The following is a 24,056-nucleotide window of genomic DNA, read 5'->3' as shown; positions in this document are numbered from 1 at the left end:
ATTTTTTTCATGGCCCTAGTCGTTACTTTGTAGAAAAGATGCGCCGAGTTATTGCTCTTCTATATTTCCTATCGCCGATATTTCTATATGGACAGCAAAAGCTGGACTATCAACTACATGTACAGGCAGATCCTGCCCGGCAGATCTTTGCAGTGCAGGGGAGTTTGTCTTTTAAATCCGATAAAGCCACTGCAGATGCTGTGACGATTATTCTCAGCAAGGGGAAAGGTCCTGCTAAGTTTCAGCTCCAAGGCGCCAGTGGAACGTTGGATACCAGTGTAAATGCATCAGGAGATATCGCTTACCATTGGCGGTTTAAGCATTCCCTGGCAGTTGGAACACATTTGGCGTTTACCTTTTCATATGACAGAGGCACTGCGCCTGCTTTTCAATTCTACATGGACAGCAGTTTCTGTATGGCAGGCGGATATGGTTCCGCATGGTATCCGCAGGTGATGACCCGCAACGAGCATGGGGAAAATGATAATACAAGAGGTACGGCAACCCTCTGGGTGACCACTCCGCTACAGCAAATGGCTGTTATGGCTGCCAGTACGGTTAAGCTATCAGCGACCGCAACTACCCAAACTTTTGAATTCCATTATGCGCAACCGGATATTTTTTCCGTGTATATCGGAAAGTATTCCCGACAGGAATACCAGGGGCGTTTTCCGTTCTATACTTATAGTTTGAGTAAGGAGGTGCATGGAGATGACATCTCTCGTAAAGCTGCGGCAGTACTGGATTACCTGACATCCGCATTTGGGCGGCTGACAATTCCCAATTTTTCTATTATTGAATTTCCGGATGAGGTGTCTGAGCAGACAGGTATTGGTGGTGCTAGTATTCAGGGTGGGGTGGTGATGCCTACATCGGCACTACGGGAATTTAACTATGCGCTCTTTGGGCATGAGATCGGGCATCAGTGGTGGGGAAACAGGATATTGGCGAAAGGTCGTGCCGGTGCGGATATGCTATCTGAAGGGATGGCGCAATATGGCTCATTACAGGTGGTGGAACATTTTGACAGCGCACATGCCATAGATTACCGTAAGATGGGCTACCCCGGATATCTTCGTGATCAAAGTGGATTGGGGTATCTCAAAAATGCAGCAGCTGGAAACGATGAGCCATTGGTATCTCTAACGGGAGGTAATGGTCATATCCTGGGAGATAGTAAGGGGTTTCTGTCCCTGGAATTATTATCTAATGTTGTTGGGAAAGAGAAGTTTCACCTGACTTTACAGTGGATCGTAGAAAAATATGGGCAGACAGGATTATCCTGGAATGATTTTTTAAATGAAATTTCAACGGCTAATGGAAGTAGTCTACAATGGTTCTATAGTCAATGGTTTGAGCGTACCGGAGCGCCTGCATGGGAAAGTACCTGGCATCAGGCGCAGAATACGCTGGAGTTGAATATGCAGCAAAAGGATAGCATCTACCAACTGCCATTGGAAGTGATGATTACTTATCAGAATGGAACTACCTCTTTGCAGTATATCGCGATTCGTGAACGCAATAGTCATTTTCAGTTACCGGTGAATAGTACCGTGGCAAAGGTGGACATAGATCCCTCTTTTAAGGTACTTCACTGGGAGGATGTATTAACGCCTATTGCTATGGCACAGTCGAAAGTAGTGAAGGTATTGAATCTACGTATACAGCAAAAACCGGAGGAAGCTGCGTCACTCGCGAAATCTTATTTAGCGGAAGGTATAAAGGATGATAATTATGGGGTGGAGTTTACCTTGTATTATCAGTTGGGCCGAATCGCGGCAGCACAACAAAAATCAGAAGAAGCGCTGGGGTATTATCAGCATGCGTTGCAGTGTGCTTCCAGGGCATCTGATTTGTTGGCGTATACCTATTACCGTATTGCGCAATTAGCGTCAGCTAAGAAAGATAAGAGCTTACTAGAATGGGCTTGCAGGAATGCTGTTGCTGCGGATACTGCGAATCAGAAAGCGGACAGTATGGAGGCGAGGGTGAAAGTATTCATGTAATAGTCTCGATTGGGAATATGTTTCTCCTTAAGGATGATCCTTATTTAAGATACTTTAGAACATGATCAAAAGACTCCCTTAAGAAGAACCTTTCTATTTTCTCATTATCCATATTTGCTTTCCACTTAGGTGTATCATATGGCACAAATGGATGCTCCCGAGATCGAAAATTGAAATCGTCATTAACGTATAAATCGATTGTATGGCAACTAATTTTCAATTCAATTTCAGTGCTATCTCTCCAACTATTGATTATTACGTACTCGTTCAATAATAATGGATTCACGGATGCAGATGGCTTGCCTTGAAAATAGATTGAATTACCTTTCTCTCCTTCCTGCATCTCTTGTACCTCTCTAAATACCAAATAGCTAAAATCTATTACACAGGTATTGGATGAGATGGGGTTGTTTTCCATCAATTCTAAATTAATATATGGAATTATCAGGTCATGACCTGAGCGAAAAGTGCCTTTGGAATGAGCATCCCAAGTATTAATATGATCAGTTATGTTTTTGAATATTATCATGTTTTTGTTTCAATAATAGCTTTAATAATTCAAGTTTCTTAATGGAGTAGCAGACCGTGATTAATAAAACAGCTGGAAGACAAAGACAGCAAGCGCTGTGTCGGGACTCATCTACTGTCACATCCGCATTGAATGGGAGCATACCTATTTCAAGTTTCTGTCACACTAGTAACTGCTGGTGTTGCCCTTTCTCCGGATAATGTCCATTGTTTGTTGTAAGGCCCTGTTTGCGGGTACTGCTATATCGGGAACCACGCCATGCCAATCGTTTTCTTCTGCGCCAATATTATCATATAGTGCACTGGAGATCGTCATATCTAAACGAGTATGTGGCAGTTGTACTGGTACTATGTCTCCATAGCTTTTAATCAAGCCTCCTGTTTCTTCGCCAATGATCATTCCTCTGTGATAATGTTTGAAACACTGAGCGAAATCTGCGGCGGAAGAATAAGTTTGTAAATTAACCAGTAGATATACATCCCCATCAAAGCGAAGAGAATTGGGTTTGATGGGGATATCGGCGTACTGTATTGTATCTATGATTCCGTTGGGCTTATTTAATATTGCCAAATCTGCGCTATCCAATGGTTTATCTTTTCTATGTACTTTCAGACGTTCCTTTAAAAGAATACTGTTTTTAACATAAACTTTCTCGTATTGTTTGAAGGGCTGGTTTAAGAGATATTGGAGTAAATCGTCGCCTACATCCGAATCGCCGCCTCCATTATCGATTAGATTAATCACCAGATGTTGTATACCTTTTTGCTTAATTAGGGTAAATGCGGAATCAGCGAAGGTTGTATATCCCTCCCAATCGAAGTTTTTGAAAGCAATGATGGCAGTTTTTTCTTTATCTAAAATTGTCAGGGAATAATTGTTAACAGTATTGACTGAAGAGGTTGTCTTGCCTTTTTCAACATCCTGTTGCCTTACTCCTTTTACGGTTACTGTTTTAGTGGTAGATTGATGAGCATATTTGATTTTATAGGTTCCATTGGCTTTATAAAGGGCCTCCAGATAGAAGTAAAAGCGGCTGCTCCCGTAATCGGCTCTGAAGGCTCGGTTTTCGCCGGTATTTAGGTTGATTACATCATTTACAATTTTCTGAGCAGGAATATCATTTATACTAATTATTGCTGCATCCCTGGGGATTTTTGTTTTGAAAGATGCATAGGGACCTTGGCAGATAAGATAAGGCGCTTTATCAGAAAGCTTAAAGGTATAGGGGAGTACTATTGGATTTATTTCGTCGTAGTCTTCCACAATGTGAAAATCTGTATGTCCGTCATCTAGTTTAGCCAGTAGCTGTTCTGCTAGAAAATAAAAATCTAGAAGTGTTAAATCTTGATGGATGTTGTTTTTAACCGACTGAACATCTTTGTGAAATTGTGCTTTGGAATAGCGGTAGTATGGATTGGGATGCGTGTCTTCAAGAAATTTGACCATGGTATCAAGGTCTTCCTGCATTTGCTGTGGCGTGAATTTTTTGTAAATGCTTTGCGCGAAGGCTACTTGATAAATTGAAATAATGAAGAACAGGATTAGTAATCGTTTCAGCATGGTGGTGAGACTGGGTTATGAATGGAAGTTAGGTGTTTAGATTTGGATAATACGATAATACGTCCGTAATCGGCTATCCCACTGAAACTGAATGCTCAAAAAAGATCCTGCAAGATATATAGGATACTTTGGCAAAGCGGCGCACCATTATGCGCCACTTGTATACTTTACTACTGCACCAGTAACTGCTGATGTTGCAGATCGAATGAAATCTTACTCCCCAGCCAATTTATCCAGATAATACCATCGTAGATTAATCCATCCACAAACTGAGCGCGTACGTTTGCGCGTTGAATAGCTGGCGCTTTCTCGCTGGCGATCTTCTTTACAGCAGCCAGGTAGATATGCGATTTGAATTGTTCATTGAATTCACTCTTCCGTTCAATAGTACGCACATGGGCTGTGTCGCTCGGGTCAATCTGAAGGGCTTTCATATACTTGGAATTCAATCGGTATACGTCCTTTCCAGCGCCGCTATCAAATGAAACCTGTAATGTCAGGGTATCATTAACACGGAAATAAGAGAACAATGCCAGCGATTTGTTACGGGACTGTTCCAGTTGCACCGGAATACTGGTGGCCTTCTCCCTGATTTGTGCAAGCGTTTTAGGCGTTTCCAGGCGCAATACTTTCTTTTCAAAATCAATAGTGAAAGGCTGCGACTCCATATATTTCAATGAAATGATGCCATCTATTCCACCCAAATTGGCATCTACATAACTGATCTCTTCTTCTTCATGAATAAGACTGCCCAACTGAAATTGCTTTACCTTATAGAGATCCAGATCCATTCTTTCGCCAGTAGCTCTGAAGCCAGTGTAGCCGCCATCTTCCCGAACTACATGTTTTAATTTATCAAAAAAAGTCTTGGTAAATGCGGTCAAACCAGCTCCGGTGTCAAAAATGAAATTACCTTCCACTCCATCTACCTTTGCTTTCACCAGTATATGTCCGGACTCCATCAATTGAAAAGGGATCTCGTTGGCCGACTGTGCAAATAGAATAAAGGGAAAACACATCGCCAGGAACAGGGAAAATACAATTCTCATACTACGTACTTATTTCCTACAAATGTAACATTTGTCAGCTTAACAATTAATCGAATCGAATAAACATCTTGTCGAAGTTCATCGTCATTTTCGAAAACTGCCGGATTACATCCTGACCAATATTACCATATACTTTTTCCTGGTTGATATTATTCTGTAACAGATTTACATTTTTTACAGTCACCTTTTTATCCATAATATTGAAGGTCACCTTCACTTTGAAACCCGCTGTTTCTACCTTTCCGCCAGCGCCCCCGAAAGCAATCATCTGCGGACTATAATTCCCATCAATAATACTGCGATTACGTTGATAGAAAGGCGCATACAAGATGCTGTTGCCTGCGCCAGTGTCGAAGGTAAAGTGCATACCGTCAATGCAGATGAGTGGAGTAAGTCCGTCGATGGCCATGTTAGAAGGACCACTGATCTCCGTTTCTGTCTCCGGAACAATGAAATAATTGTCCCTCGTGATCTGAATCTCCCGTAGCGCCGCTATGACAGCATATCCCAGGATGCCATGGATATAATAGTTGATGCTCGGGAAAGAAAGACCCTCATCTTCCAATACCAGAAATACCACATTTTCCAATTGCAAATCTCCCAACATCATTTTATCACACACCGCCAACTGAGCAGTGACGGTCTTCCCAGTAATCGCATTGACAGCGATTTCAGATGGAATGATCCGGAAATGTAATTGCTTGGCAGTGGAGGCTGATACCGTAGATATATTGGCGCCAGTATCAAAAATGAAATCCGCAGTATCCATGCCTACAGTCATTTTCAGATTATTCAACCCGGCGTTATCCTTAAACATTTTTAACTTAACTGCGCCGCGACTAACCCGCTGTGGAGGCACATTTTCCAATGCGGTCCATATTTTCAGATTATTGGAAAGATCATCTCTCTCCTCATCAGAAAGCATCGCTGCGAATTTTTTCAGCATCGTAATAACCTCCACCTTCGCCTCTTTGTATTTATATTGTTTAACTGCGTTGTCTTCTTTCAGCCGATGGAGTTTTAGCAAGAGAGAATCGGGGAGACCCGTTGCTGTCTGTAGTAGTACCGTTACTTTCTGGTCAGAAATAGCAGGCTTGTTGAATGCATTATCCAGTATCGCCTCTGTCAGTTGCTGATGCTGCTGATCCAGATTCGACTTATTCAGGGCATACCAATCTTTTGCCTTAAAAAAGTTCCTGTTAAGAATCAACTGATATACTTCAGGAAATTTATCATTGACAGACTGTGCATGTAAAGGAAAATAACATGCCATCAGTACAGAAACCACGGATATATAGTAAATGCGTAGCACCGGTCGATACTTTTAAATAGTATTATATCAAAGATCAGGCAAAATTTCTTAAGAAGATCACAAAAGGGAATGCCAGCTATTATTTTATCATGTTAAAAAATTAATTGAAATAAGTATTTGCGTTTTTAATAATATTAATATTTGCATATCATTCAAATAGAACGACCATGGGTACAGATTTAGGAATTCACGGAATAAGGCAGGCACAGTTATTGGCAAGGCTGCCTGAATCCTTTAAGGACATAAAGGAAAAGTATACAGAAGGGGCATTACATCTGACTGCAAAAGAATTGGCTAATATATACTATGCTTATTTATGTGAAGTCGCGGACGAACCTGATGGTGGCATAGTAGAGCTATTCCATCAACGGGGTAGTAAATATGGCTATCTGATGATGAATGCAAAAGATTATTTCTTTAGCAATTTTGACTGGCATAACGAGGAAAGTGAGGATAAGTATGAATCTAAGGCTGATTTTGATCAGGATATGGTTTTTACGAAGCAACAACTGTTGGATCTCCTAGATTGGTTTATCTCCCTGTGTTATATTTATACCGCCATTAAGGGGGAGGATACTGAATTCCCAGAGGACTTTAAACCCCGCTATCCGGTGCCAGCCAGGTCATTGATAGACGTGTTTTTGGAGGAAGCAGATTATTTGGGTGACAGTCTTGACCTTTGGTATTGGTTTTCGTACCGATTTTTGACTTTACGGGATACGGTGAAGAATGCAGGGTATGATTATTTTTTCCTTTCTTACTCCTTTTAATTGTTTTCCCAGCTTCACATTAAGCCATGTGGTACAAGTTTTTTTAATCTTAATTACACTTGATTTTTATCTTTCGGGAGACAAAATTCGCTCTGCTCAATTTTCGTTTGTATATTATCATACCATTAGAAAGCCTCATGATATGAAAATTACGTGCACGTATAAACGAATAGGAATTATTTTTTGCGGCTTGCTGTCAGCCATCACACTGCATGCGCAGCAATGGTTGCCACTATACCCTGATACGGTCGTCAATAGCAGGCATACCCCGAATCTGGAAATAGAAACGGCTAAAAATAACAGCGTTTCCTTTGAGAAGGTCACCGTTCCTATGGTGCAATTGTTCCTGCCATCGCCGGAAAAAGCCAATGGCGCCGCCATGGTGATCTGTCCGGGTGGCGGATACGCAAACCTGGCCTATTCCAAAGAGGGGAGCGACTTCGCCCAAAAACTCAACAGCTTTGGTATCACTTGCATCGTCCTCAAATACCGGCTCCCCAATGATACCACCATGTGGAACCGAAATATCGGCCCGTTACAGGATGTACAACAAGCCATCAAACTGGCACGACTACACGCTGCTGACTGGAAATTGGATACCAACCGTATCGGACTAATGGGATCCTCTGCCGGCGGCCACCTCGCAGCCACCGCTGCCACTCATGCGCAGCATAGCTATATTCCCAATCCGGAAGGTGTCCGGCTCCGCCCGGATTTCCTCGTACTGGTATATCCCGTTATCAGCATGGAAGACGGCCTCACGCATCCCGGCTCCAAAAATAAATTGATAGGCGCCGATGCCTCCCCAGCGAAAGTGAAGGAATTCAGTAATGAATGGCAAGTATCAGCTAATACGCCGCCTACTTTCCTCGTGCATGCCACTGATGATAACCTGGTGCCGGTAGCCAACAGCATTGCATTTTATTCCGCCCTCGTAAAGCAACATGTTCCCGCTGAAATCCATATCTATCAAAGAGGCGGGCATGGCTTTGGCATGCGTAATTCCAACCCGGAAGAACACTGGATGGACCGACTCGAACATTGGCTGAAAGATAATAAGTGGCTGGATAAGTAACCCGGATGGCCGGAGCAGCACGCATCTCCCGAAATACTTATTTCAAATTTTCCCGGCAATAATTTGATACCTTGCCTATTAAATCGTGTAGCCGTCCCCTTTACCTGTACTTATGAACAATTATTATCAGGTGCTTGGCGTGAGCCAGCAGGCTTCCCCACAGGAAATCAAAGCCGCATATAGAAGTCTCTCGAAAAAATACCATCCGGACAAAAACGGAGGTGAGCCATACTTTGAAGAAAAATTCAAAGAACTGCAACGGGCATACGAAGTGCTGTCTGATCCCGGTACCCGACAAATATTCGATAACTATTTAAATGAAATGGAGCATCCCGGCTCTCAGGAATGGGCGCCAGCAAGTGTTTTAGCAAAGAAAAGTAGTCGTGTAAAAACAATCTTCATCATCTTGCTCTTTTCCATTATTCCCGGAATCCTGATATGGAGCCAGTTGCATGAGGCACAGGAAAAAGAAGCCATTGAACTGAGGAGAATAAACAAGGCGCTGCTGGAAAGAAAGGAAACCAAAACAGATACCCTGAATCAAGATGTGTTACCCTTCTTACAGAAAGTGGCATCCATGCACCGTAATCAAGAAATGGAGGATACTTCTCCAGCTATTCGACAACTATTATCGGAACAAAGAAGGTTGGATTCAGCGGCCAACCCTGCCGCATTTGCCCAACGTGAACGAACATTAATGCAAAGCTTTTTTAAGATCGGGACTGCTCAGGAGGATGTGCTAAAACTCCAGGGTAGGCCCACTGCTGTTGACCGTAATATGAGTACTGGTGAGCAAACCTGGCATTACGGAGAAGATAACGTTACATTTAAGGATGGCCGGGTAACAAGTTATGATAATGTAGACGGACGCCTAAAAGTAAAATAAAATCCACTCCTCATGGATCCATGAGAAGTGGACTTCTGATCAGAATAGTTTGAACCGTTGGATGGGTAATACCACCCAAATAGAATAACGTAGCAGGTTGTAAAGATTCTTTTTAAGATAACCAGACTGCCGCCCGAGGAAAGCAAAACGCTGATATAACATTTGTAATACGGAAGACGCGAGTACATGCGCACAGATCATATTCTCCTGTTTGGCGTATTCAGGCCGGATAACATCAATAATCAGGATCAGTCTTCTGGTATTGGAATGATTCCAGGCAGTATGTGTATGGGCATCACAAAAAGGGAGCGCTTTCCCATTTTCCCAGGGCCGTATTTCCTTAGATACCTGGAATCCGCAATCAGGCAGTGCTGCGGGTACGGATAATCCCAAATGACAGCGAATAATGGCATCTGTGTCTCCCTGATGGGGATTAATATTAGATCCTGGCTCCAGTACGCTCAGTGAACAGGAGGTCAGGTTGGGGATCTGTTTCATCAACTTCACTGTTTCCGGGCATTTCCGGCAATTATCATGCATGGTGAATTTCCAGAAATACAATCCCATTGTCTTCCACTTTTTAGGAGGGAAGGACATGGATTTGTTGATGAAATAAGGACGAAGTCGGGCAGGCTTTTCCTGCATGAGTTCTGTCACTTCATCCCTGATAGTTTCCCAGTTATTTTCCAGCACCTGTACCCAGGGAAGTTCTTCTCTGTCGTAAAACGGGGGCTGTTCGCCAGTGTAACGGCCTCCAAATACATTATACCAGGGTTTTACTGTATTGCTCATAGTATTTACTTGATGGCTGAAGAAATGATTTTAATGAGATCCTGACTGCGTTGCTGGACGAGGTCGTGGCCGGCTTTCAGGAAGCAGATGGAAAAGTTGTTGGTGGCCAGCTCCATCCAACGGCGTACTTCTTCCGGAGGGGCCAGTTGATCCTCCAATCCGGTTACTACTGTTAGTGGAACGGTAATCGCTGTGCCTTGCGGCTGATAACATTCGAGTACCTGCAAATCCGCCCGTAGCAGTTCGCTGCTATGTTGCAATGCCTGTCGTCTTTCGGCAGCAATACTGGGATCGCCATAGCTTTTCAATACCTCTTCTATAAAAGCTGCTTCATTTAACTGATGTAGAGTGCCGTTGCCTGCTTCCAATGGCGCGCCGCAACCCGATAAGATCATACCTGCCGGCAATTTCCTTCCAGCCAGTTTTAAGGCGGTATAAAATTCATAGGCCATCAAAGCGCCCATACTATGCCCGAAGAAGAAAAACTCTTCTTCTGGATCTGTGTAGTCTTGTAACAAATCCTCAATGAGGGCCGGCAGATCGGTGAAGGCTGGTTCGTGACTACGTTCTTCCCGTCCTCGGGGTTGCACGGCGATTACTTCCAACTGCGCGCCAAAAGCGGCGGCCCATCGGCCATAGGCAGAAGCGCCTGAACCGGCGTAAGGGAAACAGTATAAACGTTGTTTGACAGGATGCTGCTTTTCTTGTAATACCACAAAGGCTTTGGCGGCAGGAATTTCAGGCGTCGGGGATACTGCCGGCGCCGTGACTGTTATTGCCTGTTCTTTGTATACCAATGAGAAAATGAAATCGCTTACGGCCGCTATGGTAGGGTAGTTGTATGCCATGGTGGCCGGCAGCTTGCAATGGAAATATTGTTCCAGTCGCGCTACAAAAGAAATAGCCATGAGGGAATCCATGCCCAGGAAATTGAAGCGCTGCTGGGCATCGATGGTATCCATAGATTCTATTAGCATCACCATCCGTAATTCTGTTCTTACTACTTCTTCAATCTGCGCTCTTGCTGCTTCTGGTGGGCTACTGAGAATGTGATCCAGGTTGCTGGCCACTGTAGATTGGGCAAGATTACCTTTTACTACCTGACTGAATAATGATGGTTGTAATGAAAAGTCAGTAAACAACCGGAATTTCTCCCAATCAATATCAGCAATGAGCAGCAATGGGTCTTTTTTCGCTATAGCGGTTTCCATGCAGGTCAATGCACTGGAAGTGGGGAGTAGTCGGAATCCCAGCTGTTGGAGTACATGTGTTTCATGTTCGCCGGCACTCATGCCTGCCTCTGCCCACGGTCCCCAGTCGATACATGTAGCCGGAAGTCCCATGGCTGCGCGGTATTTGCTCAGCATATCCATATAATAGTTGGCTGCAGTATAATGACTCAGGTCAACAGAGCCCCATAATGCAGATACGGAAGAGAAGAGCAGGAAGCAATCCAGATCCCGGTCTTTTGTCAGTTGATGTAATTGCCAGGAGGCGTCTGTCTTGATTTGCAGGGTATCTGCCAATTGATGGTTGTCCAGCTCCATTACTTTGGCGAACCAGTTTACTCCTGCAGCGTGTAATACGCCACGGATGGGTATTTCCTGTTCGTCCAAATGTGTAAACACCTCTGAGAGTGCGGCACTATCTCTTACGTCTACACGATGCGTTTCTACGTGTACGCCTTCCCGTTGTAAGCGGAGCAACTGTTGGATGGTGGCGTATTCCGGATGGGTGTCTGTAATACTTTCCCAGCTAGTTGAATCAGGCATCGCTCTACGTCCGAGTAATACCAGGCGATTGACGCCTTTGCTTGCCAGCCAGGATGCGCAGGCTAGTCCTAGTCCGCCGAAGCCGCCGGTAATGATATAGGCGCCATCGTTGCGGAGCGTGGCATTGGCAGTACCTACTTCCTTTACTGGTTGCAGCTGTGTGATGTACTGTTGTCCATCCCGCAACACAATGCAATGCTCTTTACCAGGCTGTAATATTTTGTGTAGCAACGTTGGTACGTCTTCTGGTCCGGCAATATCTATCATGCCACCCCGCCATTCCGGATGTTCCAGGAATAATGTTTTCCCAAATCCCCAAAGTGGGGCGGCCGTCAGCTGAAGCGCTGCTGTCACTGCAGGCACGGGTTGTGCATGCCTGGTGAGCAGCCATAGCGGCATCACCAATGCACTCTCTTTAACGGCCTGAAGGAAGGGTATGAGCGTACTAACGCTATCGGATATACGGTGATCAGGGGTGGAGGTTTGGTGGTCCGACAGACTACCATCTCCATAAATAATTTTCCACTCGCGTTCATTTTCTTTGCGTTGTAAGGTTACTACCTTATCCAATGCCCGTCGGAAATCGGCCTTTGCGGCATGAATCGTGAATTGGAAATCCGGCTTATATTTTCCAACGGAAGTATCGCCGCCTGTACAGAACCAGTAAACGCTTTTCTGTACCGCTTTTAAACGCTGTAATAGTTGTGTTGTAACAGTTCCTGCCGGTGCGGCAATAATCCAGTTTGTTTTCTTCCGTAATACCTCATCAGGTATATCCGTGGCAATTGTTCCGGCAGGATTCCAATGAATCTGATAGAAACAATCGCGTAATACCTTCTCATGCCTGGGTGCCTGCTGTGCATGATCGGCGAAAGCTGTTAGTTGTTCCGGACTCAATCCGGCCAGCCAGTAACGTTTATGTTGAAATGCCTGACCAGGAATCATGGTGGGGAAGACATTGCCTTGTAATACCTGCTCCCAGTGGATGTTAGCGCCGGCACAGTACATACGGCATAAAGCTTCCAACAGGAAATAGGCCTCTGTTCTGTCGCCTTTACGGAAATTAAGGGTGCGCAGCAGTTGTGCATTACTACAGTCGATAGTTTCGCTGACAGCCAGCAAGGTATTGCCACCAGGGCCTATCTCCACGAATTCACGGATTTTTTCTGATGACAGTAACGTTAACGCCTGTCTGAAATTCACTGGCTGCCGGGTTTGCCTGATCCAGTAATCGGCGTCCGGAGCCATGGTCATTTCAGTGCCATGCAAAGAGGAAATCCATCTCCTGGCAGGCGGCCGGAAGGTGAACTGTTGCAGGAATTCCCGATACGGCTCCAGGATAGGGTCCATATAGTGACTGTGAAATGCCTGCGCCACTTTTAAAGAGTAGATACCAATTTTTTGCTGGCTGAAGAAAGTGGTGATGGCGTTGATTGCTTCAGGACTGCCGGATACCACTGTTTTAGCAGGACTATTCAACGCTGCGATACAGATCTCTGGTTGTCCTGCGATGGCTGCTGCCACAGTGTCTTTATCCGCGAAAACGGTTAGCATACTGCCTTCGCGGGGAAGTCCTGCTAATAATGCCGCTCTTTTCTTCAGCATAGCAATACCCGTTTCCGGATCGAAACATCCGGCCAGACAAGCTGCCGCATATTCGCCAATACTATGTCCCAGCAATAGTTCAGGAATACAGCCGCTTTCTTCCAGTAATATGCCCAGCGCATATTGTACAGCAAAAAGAACGGGCTGGTAATCATGTCCCAGCAGAAAAGTACCTTCTTCCTTTCCGTTAATCATGCCCACTAATGAGTAACCGGTTTCCGGATCATCTGCGGCAGCAGCGCAGCGATCAAAGGCCCGACGGAATGCAGGAAAATGGAAATACAGTTCCCTGCCCATACTTTTGTATTGATCGCCCTGCCCGGAGAAAATGAAGCATCGTTGTCCTTCAGCACTGGCATCTGCCGATTGCATAACCCCTCCTGTGAAGGCTTTCAGCTTCTGCAATAAAACAGATTTACTATCGGTAAGAAATGCTTGTCTGTATCGTAGGTCCGTGCGCGTTATAGCCTGGCTATAGCACAAATCATGAATACTGATGGCAGGTTCTTTAGAAAGAAAATCGATCCAGTTGGCGGCTTGTTGATGTAAGCCTTCTGGAGTATGGGCAGAAAATATAAAAGGCGTTTGTGTAAACAGCGCATGGTCGGGAGTTTGTGGGGCGGTTACCGGCATTGCCTCCTCCAGTATCGCATGTGCCAGTGCTCCGCCGAAGCCGAAGGAGCTGATGGCTGCTCTCCGCGGCCCATCAGCGCTCCATTCCCGCAGCGTAGTAGGTATTTTCAGCCTGCTGCCTTCCAGGTGTATGCGGGGATTTAATTCCTGTAAATGCGGTTGGGGTGGAATTTTACCATGTTGCAGCATCAGGATGGCCTTCATTAATCCCGCGATGCCTGCGCCGGCTTCCAGATGTCCGATATTCGCTTTTACGGCGCCTACATGGCAATCGTTTGAAGTTCCTTGTCCATATATTTTTACCAGTTGCTCCAGCTCAACGGGGTCTCCTAATGCGGTTCCTGTTCCATGAGCTTCCACAAAAGAAATTGTTTCCGGAGAGATGCCAGCTTCTGCGAGCGTCCGTGAGATCAAGCGGTATTGTGCCGGACCATCCGGAGATGTGATCCCGTTACTTTTACCATCCTGACCCGCTGCGCTGGCAAGTACGGTGGCCAGTATCGGATCTCCATCCCGCAAGGCGGCAGATCTCCGTTTCAGCATTACCATTCCGCAACCTTCCGCCCGTACGTAGCCATCTGCGCTTGCATCGAAGGTTTTACATCTCCCAACCGGCGACATCATCCCAAACTGCGATAAGGTAATAGTAGGGCCAGGAGATAACAATGCATTTACGCCGCCAGCGATCGCCTGTGTACACTCGCCATTACGAATCGCTTTTACTGCCAGGTGAAAGGCTGTGAGCGAAGAGGAACAGGCCGTATCTACGGCCATACTGGGGCCTTTCAAATCGTAGGTATAAGAGATCCTGTTGGCGGTGAGTGAATTCGCATTTCCCAAACCGGAGTAAGCATTGAAGCTTTCCATTCCCGGAATGAGCTTTATTTTCATATATAGATAATCGTTAGTAGACACTCCCAGGAAAACGCCGGTATCAGTGCCTGCCAGCTGCTCTTTTTTCCAGCCGGCATTTTCCAGCAAGCGCCAGGATGTTTCCATTAACAAGCGTTGCTGCGGATCAATTTCCGGGGCTTCATGGGGAGAGATACCAAATAATGCTGGATCGAACTGGTCTATATCCGCTACAAATCCGCCCCAGCGAGTATTTACCTTCCCTGGCATAGCTGGCCGCTCGTCATAGAAAACATCATTGTCCCAACGGGATGCGGGTACTTCTGAAATGGCATCTGTGCCTTGCTGCAGCAGCTCCCAAAAGGCTTCGGGAGAATCGGCGCCCGGAAAACGACAGGCCATGGCCACAATCACCACACCATCTTCTGCTGATATGCCGTCGGTATTTTCATTATTGAGAACAGGCAGCTTTCCTTGTAAATAGCGTGTCAGACAGGCTTTCCGGGAAACCTTATAGCTGGTGGTTCTGGGAATACACCCGGAAGGCACCAGGATAATATTATCCGGCGTAATGCCGTAGCCTTCAGCGAGACTTCCTTTGATACTATTGCAAATACGTTCCTGTGTGGCGATATCTGTATGCCGGTGTACTTCCTGGAATACAAAGAGTTGTTCCCCACCCGCAATATGGGCAATACAAACGGTTCTGTCGTTGGTCTGTATATCCGGCTGATGGTAACGAATGGCGTTCTCCAGGTCGTCAGCAGCATAGTTCACGCCACGAACGATGATAATGTCTTTTGATCTGCCGGTAATATAAAGGCGACCTTCCTGCAAATATCCGGTATCGCCGGTTTTGATAGGTGTGCCTTCGGGAATGGGCACTAGTCCTTTATCTTCCAGGTATCCGCTGGCGTTGCCCGCACCCAGGATATATATTTCTCCTTCTTCGCCATCATGAAGCAGGTTACCCGTTTCCGGTTGCCGGATAAATACCTGTACTTCAGGGTCTGTATAATAGGGGAGAAGCAGGCGTAAAGATTTTCCTGATGGTCGTTTATGCGTATACGTTAATATTTCATCCAGCCCTTTACCGCCTCCTGCAACGAGTAAAGTTGCTTCTGCCAGGCCATACACTGGTTTGAAGGTATGCAGATTAAATCCGGCAGATTCGAATTTTTTGGCAAAGCGTTGTAATATTTCGGGAGATATTGTTTCTGCTCCCACATAGGCATATTTCCAGGAGGAAAGCTGGAAGCCATCTGGAGTATTGATTTTATTGCAGCAGTGATCAAAGGCAAATGGTGGCGCGGCAGCGGCATTAGCCTGGTATTGCCCGATGATCTTCAGCCAGAGGGAGGGGGTCGACATAAAGGATTGCGGACTGATGAAAACGCCGAAACCATGCTCGAAGAGGACGGTGAGCAGATGTCCGATCAATCCCATATCATGATGAAAGGGCAGCCAGCCGGCTACTCTGACTGTTTCCGTGCGTTGAAACATCCGGTACATGAAAGCCAGGTTACGCATGGCATGCTGATGCCGTATTTGTACGCCTTTGGGCGTACCCGTAGAACCGGATGTATACTGGATATAGGCAACATCGGTTTCATGAATTTCTGGGAGTGAGACGGCGGTAATACCTTGATGTTGCAGGCGTTCCATGGGAATCAGCCGAACCTGGGAAAGGTTGGTCTTTTGCAATGTTTCCTGAAATAAGGATACCTGATCATCCGGTAATATGATGGATTGTATATGTTGTTGTTGAAGGATACGTATTATCCGTTCCAGTCCGTTCTTATCGTTGTTGTTTCGCACAGGCGCCATGGGAGCGGGAATAATACCCGCCATCATGCAGCCGAAAAAGATAGTGGTGAAATCTGATTGTTCCGGCGTACATAGCAACGCTATTTCTCCTGGAGGCAGGTGTGCATGCAGGTTTTCGGCAATCGTAATACATTGCTGTTTCAGGGTGCGGTAAGTGAAAACTTGTGACTCATTACCGTTGTGATCCAGGAAAACAAGCGCCTTGTCGTTCGCTTTGCCGATAGGGAACCTGGAGATAAGATCGACGATGGTGGTGTGCTCCATGAAAGAAGATTTGATGATAATTGCTGAAGAAGCTGCGGGTACTTAACCCTGTAAGTGTCCGCAGCGAATACTATTTACCAGGGTTGCTTTCCGAAAGTGGCACATATGCTGTTGGTTTTGTGATCTACACACCAGTAGACCCGGTTAGCTCCTTCAAAACCAAAGAATACATCATACGTGCTGCCATTGGCATCGCAGACGATGGTATCCTTCAGGATATTATTGGCAAATCCCATTGCAGGCCCTAGCTCGCCAGCATTATTCACCTTCCTGCCATTGATGACAAGATTTTTGGTTTCATCCAGCATAGACCAGTTACCATTCCAAGTACCAATGTCTCCCACTATAATCAAAGTATTGCTAGTTCCTTTATTGGCGATGAGGTAATCACAAATCTGTTTCAGATTGAGTTGAGGAGCCGCCGGAAACATGACTGCGTGTCCGCCCACTCTCTTGTTATCAGCGAAGACAGCGGTTAATGACAGGCAACTGTTGATATCAGGATATTTTAATGTATTTGTGCCTGTAACCTGATTTACTTCGCCTTCTTTGATGGATGTTTCTGCCATATGAAATAATTTTTAGTATTTACTAACGGTTTCGGTTATACGAATATCTGAACGAACGATCATCGCTGTTCCGGATAAATATTATTTACAAGGTCCGTACACCTCGTTTACCTTTTTGCCAAACAGGCTGTCTTCCAATGCCCTGTGTACCATGCGCAACACATAGTCTCGCCTGGCGGAATTAGAAGCAGTAGCCAGATTGCCTTGTACACTTACAATCGCAATGGTGGAGTTCCCACTGGTGTTATTGAGTATGATCCGCCAGGTACGGCCTCCACCAGGAAGCACCCCTTGTATAAATAAAGTAATACTGCCGTATGTAATGCTATATTGTGGCTCGTTCCAGAGATCGTTAAATGTCAGTTGACTAATAGCATGCTGGCCATCCACAATACTTTGGCTACCCACTTCAGGAGGGTAATTGGGAATGTCTTCTCCAGGAGTAACGGTAACGGTGCAATTCGGATCGAACGATACTTCTGTTTCCTGGGGTTGGGTTCTCTCTTGCATAGCATGAATTTTTAAGGTGAACGATGAACGACGCTTGAAGGGGTTTACTAACGGTATGGGGTAAACGAAAATCCGGGTCAACGATCGTCGTCAACCCGGATAGATGTTTATTTGCAAGGTCCATTTACGTCGGTAATTTTTTTGGTAGACAAACTGTCTTCCAGTGCTTTGCGTACCATGCGTTGCACATATTGCTGTCTTTCAGTGGTAGAAGCAGTTGCCAGATTGCCTTGCACGAGGGTAGCAGAAATGGTGGAGTTACCGCTCATACCATTGATTTGTACCTGCCAGTTGCGGCCACCGCCAGCAATAGCGCCCTGTACATCCAGGCGTATAGTACCTTCTTCAATTCTCCATGGTGGCATTCTCCATATATCTGCAAATGTCAGTCGGCCAATTGCATTCTGCGCATCTGTGATATTCTTGTTGGACACCGCAGAAGGGTAATTCGGAATATTATTTCCAACTGTAACGGTAATGGTACAATTCGGGTCCACCAGTATTTCTGGTTCAACGGCTTGGGTTTTCTCTGTCATAGCATGTTTTTTAAAAGGTTAAAAATGGATTGTTATTCAAGATTCTACTTACTTGTGTAAGGAACATTCAGAATACTATCAATGGTACTGCCATCCGATGCTTTACCCGTCAGTTTATATTGGGCCGCTTCCAGCTTCAGTGTCTGAGATCCTTTCTGAATCTGGTCTGCCGTGATATTGATGTTGCCAGGATTGAGAATAAGACTGGTGAGATTCGCAGTAATCCAGCTGAGTTTGTACTGATCGCCGCTGTCTTTGGCGTAATCGAAATATTGAATTTGCGGATGCGTATCATTGCTTCCCAGATAGTATACGTCTGACTTACCACCAGGCTGATAGATTGTAAATGTATATGGCTGCTGGGAAGGCATTTTAACGTCAATTGCCGGCCAGTTCTCAGGATTGGTGGCCCATACTACCTGTGTCAGCGCTACATCTTTGAATTTGAAGTAGCCGACGCCCACCGGTTTAAGTTTAAAACTGATGGTTTGGGTAGGGTTCTTATCTTCAAATCCAAATGCAGTGAGCTTGTAATCTGATGTTGCCAGCATCCCGCCGTAATTACCCTGATAGGCCTGTACCAGATCCATACCTGGGGTAACCTGTCGTGGGGTAATCGGATTATTCAGCGGCTTACCAGGAGGCTTCAGCTGCCAGCGGGAAGCATATGTCAGGTACCAGTAGAGCGTGACGGATTGATCTACTGCCAGTGGTTCTGATCCTACTTCATTATGCTGACTCAGATCATCTGTCTTATAAGCCACAAAGGAATTGATCTTGGCATATCCATGATACAATACCACATATGTTTGTACGCTCGGGTCCGAGTTACCGTTGCCGTTATACGCGATCAAAGTGTAAGTGGTGCTGTCTTTGTCGGACGCGATATCTACCACACAGGTTCCTTTATACGGCGGTCTGTCGCCCTGTACGGGGAATGTCCGCTGCTTGTCGCCGGTAGCGAATCCAGTTACAACCACCCTGGTGGCTCCGGTGGAATACCAGGTGAGAGTGGTGGTCTGATCCAGTCCCACTACCTGTTGTTGCAGGTATGCCATGATACTTAAAGACGCCGGTTGCGTTTTCGTGATTTCTTTGCTGCCGGTTGCAGGATCCGCAGATCCGAGATATTCTGTTAGTGCGATAGTTGCTGTACCGGGTGTCGCATTGATAGGTACCTGCAGAAAGATGACATGAATCTGTCCTCCTTTAGGAATAGGTACATTCATGGTTGCGGTAATGACATAATCATCATTACTGGCACTTTTAGCGCAGCTAAAGTATTTTGTTTCAGAATTACTGGTGAAGCCAACATTCACTACCAGGTCTGTAGCGCCAGAACCTGCCGGGAAATTGATATGTATTTCATCACTATCTGGCCCTCCTTCATACTCAATAGTATCATCTGTATTATTGGTAACATAGAGATTCAGGTCCACTACTGAGTTAGTGAAAATTTCGGATGGCTGGAACGAATAGTCAAATGTCAAATTTGCCATAATCCTGATTTAGTTATTTTCTGGTAGTTGATTGTTTGCACCGGACAAGGTGATCCAACCTTCTGTGAGGCGGAGGTTATCCTGGTCTGAGGTGGCGATCGGAGTATACGGTTCGATCGGTTCTTCCGGATTCCAGGTAGTCACATCCTTTCGGGCTACCCATCCCCATCTGCCATGCACTTCTGCAGGCGTAGGCATCTTGATCTTATCCGGATCTAACAGCAGTGGGCCTGTCCGGAATGTGGATTTCAGATTGGACAGCGCATTGGAAACAGGGCCGGTAGGCAGGCTGACACTGAAGGTTGGCTGACTGCCAGGAATAACAGGAATGCCGCCAGAGGTATCTACCAGCATGGTGAGCTTAACGGCGTTTCGTTCAGGCGTCAGCGTTACTGTATGTCCCTGTTGTACATATTTGGAGGCAAATCCCGCTTCAGGAGATTTTTGTGCCGCAAATTCTGCCAGGTTGATCTTACCCCTTGCGTTGCGGGAGAACATCTTCAGGAGCTGGTTGGTCTGGCCATTGGCGCCATATACGGCGTAGAAGGTATCGTAGTTATCCGCTTCAAAATAACCTATAGCGCCATTTCCCGTAAGATAGGAATCCCCGATTCTTACAGAGAAAGGAGTGCCCATATACGGTGGATCTGTAGGTTTGTAATTCTGATTGTTGTCGTAATAAATTCCTGTATCGATCCAGCTTTGATTATACACTGCGGTACCTGCCAGTTCCATATGTATTTCGCCACGTACCACAGCCAGCGGTCTGCCTAACAATACGGACAGGTTGCCCGACTGGCTTTGGAAATTAGTCATTGGCCATAGAGTGACATCAATGACGCTCATCAGGTCATCGTATGCAACAGAACCGTCAAATCCTGTTTTTAGGAGATTGGTGATAAATGCCTGTAAGTGCTCATTTTCCAGTGCTGGTGGCGCTCCTAAAGTGGTATTACTTCCAGGTACCGCATCCCAACGAACCGTGTATTGAAAATCGGCTTCTTCATTGCCATCCTCAATCTGCCTTTGCACTTTAATAATGGCCCCCTGGTTGATGCCATTGGCATCAAATACCATCAGGGAATTATCGATGTGATTAGGCATCACCCATCCGCAGATAGGACTGGTCAGGTCGGAGGAATTGGTACGAATAGTGTCATTATTCTGTTGTAGCAGATTTAAATGTACACTCGCCGGTTGTGTTACTCTCGGTGAAAGCTGCCCGTAATATTTAGTGTCCGGATTTTTATAGTTAGGACTGCTGGTGGTTAAGTTTTCAGACCAGTAGACATTCGGTAATGGGTCCAGTGGTCCGGCAAATCTGTCTTTGGTCGTTAATACCTGTCCGAAAGCATCTACTACCCAGAGGTTTACCAGTTGGAAATGTCCGGAACGAATAGGGAAGAAGGGTTGCGAGTCAACATAATTGACCAGCTTCGGTCTGAAGTTAATTTCGCTGTCGCCCAACAGTTTCACCACATTGGCATCTGTTGGCGCTGTATTAATAGAGATCAGGGAAGTGATCAGTTGTTTGGTAAAGCCACTCATCGACTGAGTCAGTAAATCCAGGTGTCCAACCATACCGGCTACTCTTTGCAAGTCCTCCAGTACATAGGGTGGTAGGTCATCGTATATGGGGTCCTGATGAAAGGATGCCATCTTATTTTTGACCACCTGGGATGATTTCGCATTCATTACAGCACGTCCCAACAGAACAATGTTATTGGAAGGGGGAGTAAGACTATCGCCTTGCCAGTCGAAGTCTATATCTCCCAGTTTCCAATTATTCAGAGAGTTGATGACATCCATGGAAGAAGGAATGTATTGGATTTTCCAATCCATGTAAATAGGAGTCCATGGTTGTTGGGTGATGAATGCCACGGCGAATGGGGAAGGAATCACGCCTTCAATACCGGAAACGGCTTTCAGTGCCTGCGGATGGAATCCCAGCGTGGCGGAATCATTCCATACAGCTGTTTGCTGGGCCTGAATTTGCTGAGTGAGTTGTTGCATCTGGCTGTTGGTAGGGGAGACGCCAGTCTTGCTGAACCAAATCGAAGCAATCAAAGCGGCGCAGGAAGTATCCAGTATCATGGTTTCTACCCAGAGGTCCATGGCCTCTTTCGGGAAGATATTCCAGGTGGGTATTGTCACCTTGTTCAGCAGATCTTCGGCTGCTATCAGCTGGGTAGTTGGATTATTGTTAACGGTGAAGGTAATGTTAATACCAGTGACTGTTTGTCCGGTGAAGCGTACAAACAGCTCTGTAGTATCTGTGTATTGCTCAGGAGAGGTAAGTTTGGTATCCATGTATGCGCCGCCTACCATGATTACCGGATCTACAGGCGCTGCGGCCGGTAACAGATCAACTGCTTTCAGTACAAAGTCGGTCCCCAGTTTGGTAGCAAATGCAGCTGCATCTGTGCTGATTTCTGCCTGTTTCTGATCCCTGGCAGTTGTTTGATCTTGCAATGCCTGGGTGATAGCAGCCATACTGTTATTGACCTGCGTTTTGGTAGCTGCAGGTGTGGATTTTACAAACAATGTCTGTTTTACATGCAGCTGAAACATTTCCTGTCGCAGCGTGAATAAATCCAGGTTCAGCTTATTCAGCTCCTGTTGTTTGTTATTCAGTTGGGTGAGCGTTTCTGTATCTGCGGCGCTGAGGGGGATGGATTGTTGTCCACCGGTACCGAGAATGTCCTCATTGGTACTTTCCGGCCTTACTACTATCCATTCCTGCCCGTTGGTATGTTGTTCGAAGCGATCTGCATGAATCGCCATTTCAACGGCGGTAGGATCGTCGTTTAACTGTGCGAGCATGTCTTTCTGAAAGGCTTCCAGTGCTCTTTCCACAATGGGAATATTGGCCGGATTTTGTTGCTGACCTTCAACGACCATGGTCGCCATATATGCGGAAATCGCTTCCATGGCGTTATTCCCTACAGATATGCTCACACCGCCTTCCGGAGTGGGAACGCCTGTGCCATAAGCAATCGTGTCTCCCTGCCATGCCACAGTAGCCATAGAATGACAAATGCATTGTGTGGGTAGCGGAGGCTGGTCTTCCTTTACGCCATATTGCTGACGCCAGTTGTTCCAGGCAATCATCGCATTTTTAATCTGCGGTGGGAGCTGCAGTTTATTAGGATCAAACGGGCCATCGAGTCCGTGCGATTTTTGCCATGCCAGCCAGTCATCCACAGCTTCCTGTACTTCGGCAGATCCGCCTACAGACCAGCCAAATTGACTCTGCAACATATCCATCCACTCTTCATTGGTGCTGGTGGAGATGTCCTTCATCAAATCATCTCCTGGTTCGTCGTACCAGCCTAGCAAGGAATAAGTATACTGTGCCGCAGTGCTCTCCGCTGCATCATGCAAGGTGAATACATTTTTTACATTATCATAGGCAACAGACCAGGATACATCGCCCGGGCCTACTGCTTTGATCAGCGCTTCGCCTGTTCGTGCTTCTCCTTTCCAACTAGCCAGTGGCATGGGCTGACCAATACCTTTAATGGGAAAGGCGGGATCATCTGGATATGGGTACTGACTGGCCCCGGCAGTGCCGCCATTGTTCGTGGCATCCCGTATATCAAACAGCATATCGCTGCACACGATCGTTGCCTGTAATTGCGGAGGGGTTGGATTAGGGTTGTTTTTATCCTGAACCGGATATCTGAACCGGGTAATCAGCCAGCGATTGGGTACAAATGGAAAGTTCACATTTATATCGGCGCTGTCGTCAGATTGTTGTCCCTGACGCATACTATAAGGGAGCGTCCACATCAGATGTACGCCTACATCCGGGCAGGTACCCTGTCCAAATGGGGTAGGATCAGGGATTTGCTTCATCCACAGGTTGTAATAATTATTTTTATTGGTGGCCCAGATAGTAGTGGAGTTTACATCGGGCTTGCCTATACGAAGTATGTCGATTGGTACCGGCACCATTACAACGGGGCCGGGCCAAACAGGAATATATTGAGCGTTTGCCATGATGAAGG

The 24,056-nt window shown here is 45.9% G+C and carries 14 protein-coding genes; 4 read left to right on the top strand and 10 right to left on the bottom strand.

The features are described from left to right. The first annotated feature begins 38 nt into the window (after positions 1-38). Positions 39-2,006 (top strand): M1 family aminopeptidase, encoded by a 1,968-nt coding sequence (locus tag CLV59_RS17610; protein WP_111593364.1) that lies wholly within the window; start codon positions 39-41, stop codon positions 2,004-2,006. Between the two features lie 694 nt (positions 2,007-2,700). Here CLV59_RS17610 and CLV59_RS17600 read toward each other — a convergent pair. The 3 genes from CLV59_RS17600 to CLV59_RS17590 all read right to left on the bottom strand — a co-directional run bounded on the left by CLV59_RS17600 (position 2,701) and on the right by CLV59_RS17590 (position 6,456). Then, on the bottom strand, positions 2,701-4,095 hold the full coding sequence (locus CLV59_RS17600; RefSeq protein ID WP_111593362.1) for a S41 family peptidase: 1,395 nt from the start codon (positions 4,093-4,095) through the stop codon (positions 2,701-2,703). Between the two features lie 170 nt (positions 4,096-4,265). Next, complete coding sequence (locus tag CLV59_RS17595; RefSeq protein ID WP_111593361.1) at positions 4,266-5,144, bottom strand: retropepsin-like aspartic protease; 879 nt, start codon at positions 5,142-5,144, stop codon at positions 4,266-4,268. 46 nt (positions 5,145-5,190) lie between these two features. Next, complete coding sequence (locus CLV59_RS17590; RefSeq protein ID WP_111593360.1) at positions 5,191-6,456, bottom strand: retropepsin-like aspartic protease; 1,266 nt, start codon at positions 6,454-6,456, stop codon at positions 5,191-5,193. A gap of 167 nt (positions 6,457-6,623) precedes the next feature. Here CLV59_RS17590 and CLV59_RS17585 point away from each other — a divergent pair, with 167 nt between their 5' ends. From CLV59_RS17585 to CLV59_RS29325, 3 genes are all read left to right on the top strand, one after another. Next, complete coding sequence (locus CLV59_RS17585) at positions 6,624-7,226, top strand: hypothetical protein (RefSeq protein ID WP_111593359.1); 603 nt, start codon at positions 6,624-6,626, stop codon at positions 7,224-7,226. A 142-nt stretch (positions 7,227-7,368) separates the two neighbouring features. Continuing rightward, a complete protein-coding gene (locus CLV59_RS17580; protein ID WP_111593358.1) occupies positions 7,369-8,301 on the top strand; it encodes an alpha/beta hydrolase in 933 nt (310 codons plus the stop codon). A 112-nt stretch (positions 8,302-8,413) separates the two neighbouring features. Next, positions 8,414-9,187, top strand: a complete 774-nt coding sequence (locus CLV59_RS29325; RefSeq protein ID WP_111593357.1) for a J domain-containing protein — start codon at positions 8,414-8,416, stop codon at positions 9,185-9,187. A 39-nt stretch (positions 9,188-9,226) separates the two neighbouring features. Here the strand turns inward: CLV59_RS29325 and CLV59_RS17570 are convergent, their stop codons facing one another. The 7 genes from CLV59_RS17570 to CLV59_RS17540 all read right to left on the bottom strand — a co-directional run bounded on the left by CLV59_RS17570 (position 9,227) and on the right by CLV59_RS17540 (position 24,048). Continuing rightward, a complete protein-coding gene (locus CLV59_RS17570) occupies positions 9,227-9,979 on the bottom strand; it encodes an aspartyl/asparaginyl beta-hydroxylase domain-containing protein (protein WP_111593356.1) in 753 nt (250 codons plus the stop codon). Between the two features lie 5 nt (positions 9,980-9,984). Then, positions 9,985-16,932 (bottom strand): type I polyketide synthase, encoded by a 6,948-nt coding sequence (locus CLV59_RS17565; protein WP_111593355.1) that lies wholly within the window; start codon positions 16,930-16,932, stop codon positions 9,985-9,987. A gap of 74 nt (positions 16,933-17,006) precedes the next feature. Next, entirely contained in the window at positions 17,007-17,501 is a 495-nt protein-coding gene (locus CLV59_RS17560; protein ID WP_111593354.1) for a hypothetical protein, read from the bottom strand. Between the two features lie 81 nt (positions 17,502-17,582). Continuing rightward, positions 17,583-18,011, bottom strand: a complete 429-nt coding sequence (locus CLV59_RS17555) for a hypothetical protein (RefSeq protein WP_111593353.1) — start codon at positions 18,009-18,011, stop codon at positions 17,583-17,585. A 107-nt stretch (positions 18,012-18,118) separates the two neighbouring features. Next, entirely contained in the window at positions 18,119-18,547 is a 429-nt protein-coding gene (locus CLV59_RS17550) for a hypothetical protein (RefSeq protein ID WP_111593352.1), read from the bottom strand. A gap of 44 nt (positions 18,548-18,591) precedes the next feature. Beyond that, complete coding sequence (locus CLV59_RS17545; RefSeq protein WP_111593351.1) at positions 18,592-20,046, bottom strand: hypothetical protein; 1,455 nt, start codon at positions 20,044-20,046, stop codon at positions 18,592-18,594. A gap of 9 nt (positions 20,047-20,055) precedes the next feature. Continuing rightward, positions 20,056-24,048: a hypothetical protein gene (locus tag CLV59_RS17540; protein WP_111593350.1), complete on the bottom strand. Its 3,993-nt coding sequence runs from the start codon at positions 24,046-24,048 to the stop codon at positions 20,056-20,058. Positions 24,049-24,056 lie beyond the last annotated feature (8 nt).

Origin of the sequence: Chitinophaga dinghuensis, assembly GCF_003259435.1 — a bacterium.
In the GTDB taxonomy this organism is placed as follows: domain Bacteria; phylum Bacteroidota; class Bacteroidia; order Chitinophagales; family Chitinophagaceae; genus Chitinophaga; species Chitinophaga dinghuensis.
Note: the sequence above shows the minus strand (reverse complement) of the source record. Positions and strands in the feature narration are given on the sequence as shown.